The organism is Bartonella sp. MM73XJBT, assembly GCF_028618465.1.
In the GTDB taxonomy this organism is placed as follows: Bacteria; Pseudomonadota; Alphaproteobacteria; order Rhizobiales; family Rhizobiaceae; genus Bartonella.
Window position 1 is genome coordinate 1 of the sequence record NZ_JAQISY010000042.1, and the last position, 8,474, is coordinate 8,474.

Here is an 8,474-nt window from a genome sequence, read left to right on the forward strand (position 1 = left end):
CTAGCGATAGTTCGCGCTCGTCCGCCCCGCAACGAAGCCAACCCGCTGGGAAGTACCTTTTGCATTGATTTTATTGATTTTTTTATGGAAATAACAAAGTGCAAGTGATAATTTGTTTTTAAAATTGTCATAAGAATATGTAATGTATAAACCAATAAGGATATGTGATATAGAGATAAAGCTTGGAAACATGATCTAGCCTCTTTTATTGGTAGCGTATTCTTGACGAGCAAGTTGTCTCTGTATGTTTTTGGTTAGTCTTTCATTGGCATATTGTGCAATAGCATTTGCAATTTCTGGCTTGGACATAACTTTAGCAATTGATGGTCCTTCTTGTTTTGCAATGGGGAATTTATCGCTGTCCACTCTTTGAAAAACATGACCGTTCATTTTTTTTAATTCAACACGCTTTGGAAAATTCCCCCCCTTGATAAAACCATGGGTCAAGATTTCTTTTTTTCCAAACATTGTGTAAGTTACACCGCGTTTTGTTTCTTCTGCTTGAAAAAATTTAAGAGGTATTGGTGTTCCAGAACCAATGATATCTGTCTCGAGAAACTTTGCTGTAGCCTTTTCTTTAATATAAACGCCTTTTTTAACGCGCTTTGATTGGGCTGATGAGAGGTCGGCAACTTGCTTCTCCGTAAAGCGCTCGACTTGCTTTGCTGCGGTGTTTAGAGCATTACGTAAAGCCCAATTAAGGCGTGGTGCTTGAAGACTGGTGAAGGTATCCTTCACCTGTTGAAGATACCATTCTTGATGGATAATTAATTTCAATTTTTAAGCTTTTTAGCAGGAGGTGTTGATGGCTTGGAAACTTTAGGTGTTTTGGTCTGTTGAAGTGAAGTTTCTTCTGCACTTGGTTCAGAAGATGTTTGTACAACTTCTTTTTCGGTTGGCTTAGTCTGTTCAATTACCTTTTCAGATTTTATTGTGGTTCTACTTTCAACAAAGGGTTTTACGGCGTTTGCTCGTTTAAGTCGGGCATAGACTTGATTGGAAACTTCAACAAATGGATTATTGGGTGTTGATGGTTCAAAGCGAACAGTGCTTTTATTGTCTCCAACAACACACATTGGCTTAGTGATGACAGCTTTCATCATTCCTCCTTTTGAGTCATAATTAATGACATCATTAGTCAAATATTGATTTTTGTTATTTGAAAAATAGATTAGTCAGAATTCCTCAGAAAACAGGGCTTTCTAGCCGCGTTTCAAGATCACATTTTACTAAATTTTTAGAGGATATTTTTGAATTTTGGACGCAATTCGACCAGTACAGCAGCGTCATTAAATACGACTTTTCACATATTGTCAACAAAAAAATCAATATATTGTGTTTTTTTTATTTTTTTACCTAAATATGCTGCTTTACAAACAAATGATGCAAATATTCCGTTCCCAAAAATCGTTTATACGTTAAAGCATTTACCATTTATTTTTTGGATAAAAATACTTCTGGAGAGCATTTAGAGCAATACGCAAAGAACTAACAAGATGTGGTAATGTTTGATTTTCTATAACAAGATGTTGTATCGCGGCATAAAGATTATACTGTCTATAGAGGTGTTGTGCTTCTTTGATAGCCTCTTGCATGTTTGAAAACTGTTCTGTTGCAAATTTAATCCATTTTTCTTTTGCTGTCTCATCAGAAGATGAGGGCATTTTATCATAAACAGCACTTGGCAAACCTTTTGCACACGAATAGTCATTTTTCACTTCAAGATATTTTTGCGCAGCATCATATTGGTCTTGATTTATTTCGCCTTGCAAATAAAGCCGCCCAATATAGGTACTGGAAAGTGGATTTTTAGCCTCTTCTATGGTCAAACAGAAGCGTTTGGCACGCATTTCAATTGCCAATTTATCCATGGGTTCATGCGGTGTTTTTGCTCGTGAGATGCGTCCATTTGGTTCTCTGATACATCCTTTAATCCGAGGACGACCACGTTTTGCACGTTTTTTTCTTTTTGTCATATTTTTTTCAATCAGAATGGTATGCTATCATTATTAATGAGTGCACTATGATCAGCAGCCCCTGAAGCGATAGCATAATTTTGAGAAGTAATGGGTGAAGGGGTAGGGGATGCCGATTGCTCTTTCTTTGCATCAAGCAACTGCAATTCCCCTTTATATTGTGATAAGACAATCTCTGTTGTGAAGCGGTCAATACCGTTTTTATCTTGCCATTTACGGGTTTGTAATTTGCCTTCTACATAAACTTTTGAACCTTTATGTAAATATTGAAGCGCAATTTTTGCCAAATGTGGATTAAAAACCACCACGGAATGCCATTCTGTTTTCCCTACTTTTTGATTGGTATTTTTATCTGTATAGCTCTCAGAAGTAGCCAACCGAAAATTGACTATTTCGGCACCAGAATTCATTGTTTTGCTTTCGGGATCAGCCCCTAAATAGCCAATTAAGATCACTTTATTCATCATGTTTTTAGTTACCTTAAATTTGTATTTAAATATGTAAAAATCTTATCATAATTTGCTATTTTTATCAATTATTTCAAAAGGATAATATTATTTAATAACATATAATATTATGTTTTACGGCATATCTATACGATAAGGAGATCAAGGTAATTTATTTTGCTTTTTCTTTTCTATTTTCTTCATGAATTCCTTGAACTCTGTTAGATCTTTTTGTGAAAGGCACTTAAAATTTCTAACAAACGGGTTAGGCATTTCATGGTTAAGTGGATCAGAAGAGTTCATTGTAAAATTCTTACGACAAATATTTGCTTCTCTTCTCAAGATAGATGCCGTTTCTTCATTTAAAGCATATTTCTCAATGATCTTTTCTTCCATGTCAGCAGGTATGGGCTTTTTGCCAATTTCTACAGAAGATAAAAACGCTATAGATACTCCTAATTTATCAGCCATATCTAATAGACGTTCTGTTCGATCAATACGAATTTTACGTAATGTTTTGCCAAATGGTGTAAGCATTTGATTCAAGCTCCTATTAATGCAATCAAGCGATTTTCAATAATTTTTTGATTTTCTTGTTGATCTCATCAATGAGCGGTTCGTAATTGAGAACGCTTTTCGGAATAGCACCACCGTAAACCCAAGCTTTCACTTGCGCTTTGGTACTAAAATCCGCATTTTCTGGTATGGTGTAATACTGACCACCATCAAATTTTTCACACTCTCTCCTGCCATCTTCATATTCGTAGAGGTTGTAAAAATACTCTGCTGCTCCATCTCCCCATGGAACATAACCAACAGCTGTTGCCACAAACTTTTTTTGCATGGGCTGTTTACGTTGTGTTAAGAACAGACGTTGTAAAATTTGCATGTCTTTATCCTTAAATTTGCCAATAGGGTTATTTGACTCAAATTTGATCATATAGAGCGTTTTGTATTGCAGATATGTATTTCATCATAAAATCTTTAAATCGCTCTGTAAGGTGCCATTTTATTGATTTAAACGCATATCTATTCCCAAAATGATCAGCACTTTTCACTATTTTGCTAACTTGCAATGTTTTTCACTGTTCTCCCAAGACCATTTAAAACCTTTTCAAGCTCTTGTTTGTGAACAAGCGTTAATCGTCTAAAATGCTCTTTCGCTGTTTTTTCTTTGAGTGCTTTCACACGTGTGTTTTCAATTGCTCTACGTACACTTTCGGCTTTTGAAAGAAGGGTATTTTCTAGTGTCTGACAATAAGTTAAAAGCTCTCCACAAGTTGGCATAAATGTTTTTGATATCCCAATTGCTTGACCAGTTACGATATCTTCAACGCCCTTTTTCAGAGCATATGACGAAATGCGGTCCAGCATCATGCCATAGGATAAAACGACGGCTTTAGCGTCTGTATTCGCAGGGACTCTCATGCTTGAGAGTAGGAAAGAAGCTTGCTCAATTTGCTTAACTGAAGCTTTCACAGAGAGCAACGCTTGTAGACGATTGCAAGCATCTAAGGTTTGCGCTTCCTCCTGTTTCGTCAATGTATTCCCAGCTTTCAGCGTCAATGGATACCCCGGACTGATCATTTCCATAATCTTCTCCAGATGAGAGATGATCTCTGAGTTCGTTGAAGCCTTCTGCAAGCTGTTCTGTGAAAGTTTTCTGAGTGAATTTTCCATGATAACCACCTAACCGTTTTTCCTGTTCTAATCTTGCTTTTTTCTTTGCTAGCGTTCCGATAGGGCTTGTGACCCAATTGTACCAAGTCCTTTGCCAATCTCGTTTGTTTGCATTTTTACCTGGGTTTGCTATCCAGTAATTTGTGAACCGTTCGGTTTCTAACAGCGCCTCATCATGCGTTAATCCTTGATCGATTGCGTATTGCAAATTAGGTTCAAAATCCGCAGGCAATCGACAACCTCGATCAGTGTTAACCTGCTTGGCTTTTTTCGGAACGTTTTCTTGCTCGTGAAGGGGAGGTTGGGTTTCTGATGATGTTGCGTTTTGTTCTGATTGGCTTTGGAGGGTATCAACCTCTGTTGGCTCTTCAACCAAATCGTTTGTTTCTAAATTTTCAGAATTAATTTCTTTTTTTGCTAAAACGATAGTTTTAGTTTTTTTATATATATTGTTAATGTTATTGTTTATGTGTTGTCGTGATGAAGTCATCATGATGTCATCATGACTTCGTGATGAATTCGTCATGACTTCATCATGTTCTCTTGATAAGTTATCTTTCTGCTTATTTCTCCTAGTATTTGCGGCTTTTATAGCTTTTTCTGAAAGTCTATTTAAATTCTCATTGCAATTTTTTAATTCTTCTTCGACTTGTGCACTCCATAAATTTCCGTTTTCTAATTGAAGAATTAATTTTTTTCGAATGAGTTTTTCTAATGACTTTTTAAAAGCTGCTACTGAGCAGCCAACGGCGCGTGCTAAAACAGAAGTGTCGTCATAAATTGGTTCCTCTGCTCGATACATAAAAGCAGTGAGAGTGCTATAAGTAGCTTTCTCTGTGGCATCAGTACCAGCAAAGTCCATAATCCATTCTTGATAAAAATTACGTACCCAAGGCAATTTATTCGTCATAGTTGCCCTCCTGCTCTTGAGTAAAAGCAGCTTCTTTTAATTCTTTTTCAACACGCGTATTCCACAACCCATCATCTTTTTGGATAAGTTTATCATTTTTTATTAAGTATTCGACAATAGCTGCAAATTTTTTCTGCGAACAATTGCAAGCGCGTGCAAGCGTTTCAAAATCTGTTTTAAGTGGTGCTTTTTTTTCATACATGAGAACGAGAAGCGTCATATAAGCGCCCCTTTGCTCCAATGTCATTCCATTTGTACCACTTATCCAGTCATACAAATAAAATCTTACCCATGGCATACCATTAGACATGTGTACCCCCTTCTTTCTTTAAATATAAAATTGCCAAAGCATCTGCTTCGTTGTCATCTTTAGGCGTATGCCCTTTTGCACACACCGCTTTAATCATTTCTTCTTTTGAAGCATTACCCTTCCCTGTTGTCGCTTTCTTAATTGTACCAACTGGAATGCCTTCGTACGGTATCTGATGATGTTCACACCAAGCCGTTAAAGTTGCTAGAAAGCCACCGTAAACATGCGCTGCATCAGTCCCCACATGCCGGCGTACTTCTTCAAAATATACCGCGTCAATTTCATTAACAGATCTCTTTAGTTCAGAAAGCCACTTCTTAAAGCGCAGATAACGCATACCACCGCCTTCAAAACGGCGTGATTGAAAATGTTCTGTATCGCTTGTTATGTGACCATCAGCACCGCATATAGCCCAACCAGTCTTAGTCCCTAGATCAAGACAGAGAATGGTTTGTGCATGCGTGATCATAATCCCCCCTTAAGGTTGCTGTGTGTTTATGCGTGCGTTATGACAGAGCGCGTTGCGATTGCCTGTCTTGCAAAAATGTTTGTGAAAAAGTAACCTCCCAATGATTCTAAAAAAGTGGGGAGGTGACAGATGCAAGAATGGATAAATATATTTCTTACAGGTTTTTTGTCATTTATTGCATCTCTTTTAGTGGCACTTATTTTAAGACACAAAGACAAGAAAGGACTAGAAAAACAATTTATAGAACGCGACAAACAAACTGTAGCTCTTGAAAAGATTGCCATGTACTCAGAACAAAACGTGAAAATTTTATTAAAAGATAAAGATATACGTACTTTGAAAGAGCTACTACATATTGAAGCAGACTTTGATTTACTAGAAACAGAACAAGGTATTTCACGTATCGCTATAAGGATGCATATTACAAACTTAGCAAACCAAGCTATTGTAATGAGAAAGATAAAAATATCTGAAAAAAATCTCTTTAAATTTTGTATACGTGCTATTGTCTTTCCTAGATATCTTGATCCTTTCGGTGATATTCTTTCAATCATCAGAACAACTAATAAGCATGTTAACTTATATCTAGAAGATATAAAATCTAATACTAACCCAGAATTTGCTTCAAATTTATTTGTTATACCTGCCCACAAATACACTGCTTTTGATCTCCTAATAAATTGCCCCGAGGATCAAACTCAAAGCGTTGCGGATTTTACCCTTGATTACACATTACAAAAAAATCCAGATGAATTAATCACTGCTGATTTTTGGACATCATCAGCTCACACAAGGCAAACGTATAATAAAATTCTTCCTGGAGATTTTTTTCCATAGCTGCATTGCGTAGACATTCCTTTTGATAGGGGTCTATAACTTCTACATCTGCTACATGTTGTAGTGGAATAGTTTCGCCTGGACGGACTTTAAATGTAGGTGAGGTGAGGAAAAACCTTGGTTTGAACCTGTCTATTTTCGATGACATATCTTCCATTAATCGCATGTATTGTTGCAATATTTTAATCAGTGCTTCTCGTTCCTTAGTTGTTTCCATGAGAATTTTGAAGCACCTTTGATGTTGCTGAATAATGAAAAAGAATAGTAATAATATACTAGGGAGTATGACTAAGACGTTTAATATTCCCATTATTGTATTTTGGCTCATTGACTATCTCCATTCTCAATTTTCGTATTACAACCTATTAATCTACAAATCCGTGTGTAAAGTTTCTTCAATATCCCGTTTCTCATGATCTTTCTTCTTATGAGTGTGAATGGTGCTGCTGGTGTTCGTTATTATCTGTAGGAGCAGGTGTGAAAGCAGGCATAGAACTGTTCTTTAATTGTTGTAGTTTCAGATAACTTTTTAATGATAATCCTTTGCCTTGTTCCCAACGACAAACAGAAGCTTGCTTAACGCCTAAAAGGTCTGCTAATTCCTTTTGTGTTAGAGATAAACACTTTCGGATAGATTTAATCTTTAATTTTTCCTCTGTGCCCATTTGAATTGAATCCATTATCTTTAACCATATACGCAATTGTATACAATTAAATTAAAAAAACAATAGATTTTTTTAAATTTAAAAATCATAAGTGATTAATTATGACAAAAAACATCATTGCTACATTGCAAATATTGCAATCTGAATTTGGTCTCAGCCAACAAGATCTTGCAGAGAGATTAAATGTAACCCAAGCAACCATATCAAGATGGTTGGGGAGTGAGTCAGATCCGAGAGGTTCACATAGAGATGCAATTCTAGAACTATATAAAAGCTTAAAGGGCTATAACCAAATTACTACACTCGTTCCTATTATGGGGTATGTAGGAGCAGGACTAGAGATTGATACAGATGTTGAGCAAATTCCAGAAGATGGGCTTGAAACAGTTGAAATACCATTTGATTTACCTTTTGAAGCATTAGGTTTCATGGTTCGTGGAGATTCCATGTATCCTGTATATAAAGATGGTGATTTAATTGTAGTTAAACATCTGCAAACAAAGCCAGTAAGCGATTATTATGGTGATGAAGTTGTTGTTCTAACAGAAGATAATAAGCGATTTATCAAACAAATTACTCGTTCTCTAGAGGGCATTGTACTTAAATCATGGAATGCAGACCCTATTAAAAATGCTAAGATAAAATGGGTTGGAGAAATAGTTGCAATACTACCACGTAAATCTTATCGTCCACTTATGAAATAAGTCCAGCAAAGCTTTTGATTCTATTATTCTGAAGCTAATATTTATACACAAATGTAAAAAAAGTGGAATATTCGTAATTTTTCTCTTGATTTTATTTATACGTTTGCGTATAAGGATTATACCAATTAACACAAACAATTGCCAAGAGGCGTTAGGGAGGGGAAATTATGGAAAAGCCAATTCTTATTAATTCCAATGAAATTTTATTAGTTACCTACGATGATGATCAAAACATTGGTCGGTCAGGACCGCTTGATGCAAGCCAAATTCTAAGCATTGTTGATGAGGGAGATGATGCCATCCAAATCTTTCGTATAAATCCTTCTGAAAAGAGTTGTGAAGACATTTCCGAACAGATTGCAGAAGCATATGTAAAAGAAAATATCGACCATCTCTATGAGGAGAGGGAAGTTCATTACTTTATACGTGAAAGTGATATCTACAATGAAATTTTAGAAGAGATCGCAGAAGAAAAAT

Annotated in this window: 14 protein-coding genes; 3 read left to right on the forward strand and 11 right to left on the reverse strand. The window is 36.0% G+C overall.

Going from position 1 to position 8,474, the window contains the following annotated elements:
• Positions 1–195: 195 nt before the first annotated feature.
• The 10 genes from PVV69_RS08525 to PVV69_RS08570 form a co-directional block, all read right to left on the reverse strand.
• Entirely contained in the window at positions 196–777 is a 582-nt protein-coding gene (locus tag PVV69_RS08525; protein WP_273757170.1) for a hypothetical protein, read from the reverse strand.
• Positions 774–1,100: a hypothetical protein gene (locus PVV69_RS08530; protein WP_273757171.1), complete on the reverse strand. Its 327-nt coding sequence runs from the start codon at positions 1,098–1,100 to the stop codon at positions 774–776. Before PVV69_RS08530 ends, PVV69_RS08525 begins: the two co-directional genes overlap by 4 nt.
• Positions 1,101–1,427: 327 nt before the next feature.
• Entirely contained in the window at positions 1,428–1,976 is a 549-nt protein-coding gene (locus PVV69_RS08535) for a hypothetical protein (protein ID WP_273757172.1), read from the reverse strand.
• Between the two features lie 11 nt (positions 1,977–1,987).
• Complete coding sequence (gene ssb, locus PVV69_RS08540; RefSeq protein ID WP_273757173.1) at positions 1,988–2,443, reverse strand: single-stranded DNA-binding protein; 456 nt, start codon at positions 2,441–2,443, stop codon at positions 1,988–1,990.
• Between the two features lie 141 nt (positions 2,444–2,584).
• Complete coding sequence (locus PVV69_RS08545) at positions 2,585–2,959, reverse strand: helix-turn-helix domain-containing protein (RefSeq protein ID WP_273757174.1); 375 nt, start codon at positions 2,957–2,959, stop codon at positions 2,585–2,587.
• Between the two features lie 25 nt (positions 2,960–2,984).
• Positions 2,985–3,311 (reverse strand): hypothetical protein, encoded by a 327-nt coding sequence (locus tag PVV69_RS08550; protein ID WP_273757175.1) that lies wholly within the window; start codon positions 3,309–3,311, stop codon positions 2,985–2,987.
• Between the two features lie 176 nt (positions 3,312–3,487).
• The gene (locus PVV69_RS08555) at positions 3,488–3,901 is read right to left on the reverse strand and encodes a hypothetical protein (protein ID WP_273757176.1); all 414 of its coding nucleotides are present in this window, start codon (positions 3,899–3,901) and stop codon (positions 3,488–3,490) included.
• Positions 3,885–5,012, reverse strand: a complete 1,128-nt coding sequence (locus PVV69_RS08560; RefSeq protein ID WP_273757177.1) for a DUF1376 domain-containing protein — start codon at positions 5,010–5,012, stop codon at positions 3,885–3,887. The genes PVV69_RS08555 and PVV69_RS08560 overlap by 17 nt, the downstream gene beginning before the upstream one ends.
• A complete protein-coding gene (locus PVV69_RS08565; RefSeq protein WP_273757178.1) occupies positions 5,002–5,322 on the reverse strand; it encodes a YdaU family protein in 321 nt (106 codons plus the stop codon). The genes PVV69_RS08560 and PVV69_RS08565 overlap by 11 nt, the downstream gene beginning before the upstream one ends.
• Entirely contained in the window at positions 5,315–5,791 is a 477-nt protein-coding gene (locus PVV69_RS08570; RefSeq protein WP_273757179.1) for a crossover junction endodeoxyribonuclease RuvC, read from the reverse strand. The genes PVV69_RS08565 and PVV69_RS08570 overlap by 8 nt, the downstream gene beginning before the upstream one ends.
• Before the next feature lie 129 nt (positions 5,792–5,920).
• Here PVV69_RS08570 and PVV69_RS08575 point away from each other — a divergent pair, with 129 nt between their 5' ends.
• Positions 5,921–6,628 (forward strand): hypothetical protein, encoded by a 708-nt coding sequence (locus PVV69_RS08575; RefSeq protein WP_273757180.1) that lies wholly within the window; start codon positions 5,921–5,923, stop codon positions 6,626–6,628.
• A gap of 425 nt (positions 6,629–7,053) precedes the next feature.
• Here the strand turns inward: PVV69_RS08575 and PVV69_RS08580 are convergent, their stop codons facing one another.
• Complete coding sequence (locus PVV69_RS08580; protein WP_273757181.1) at positions 7,054–7,293, reverse strand: helix-turn-helix transcriptional regulator; 240 nt, start codon at positions 7,291–7,293, stop codon at positions 7,054–7,056.
• A gap of 101 nt (positions 7,294–7,394) precedes the next feature.
• Between PVV69_RS08580 and PVV69_RS08585 the strand changes: the two genes are divergently transcribed.
• Both PVV69_RS08585 and PVV69_RS08590 read left to right on the forward strand, forming a co-directional pair.
• Complete coding sequence (locus PVV69_RS08585; protein WP_273757182.1) at positions 7,395–7,997, forward strand: S24 family peptidase; 603 nt, start codon at positions 7,395–7,397, stop codon at positions 7,995–7,997.
• 167 nt (positions 7,998–8,164) lie between these two features.
• Positions 8,165–8,474 (forward strand): hypothetical protein (locus tag PVV69_RS08590; protein WP_273757183.1); only part of this gene is annotated, 310 nt, incomplete at its 3' end.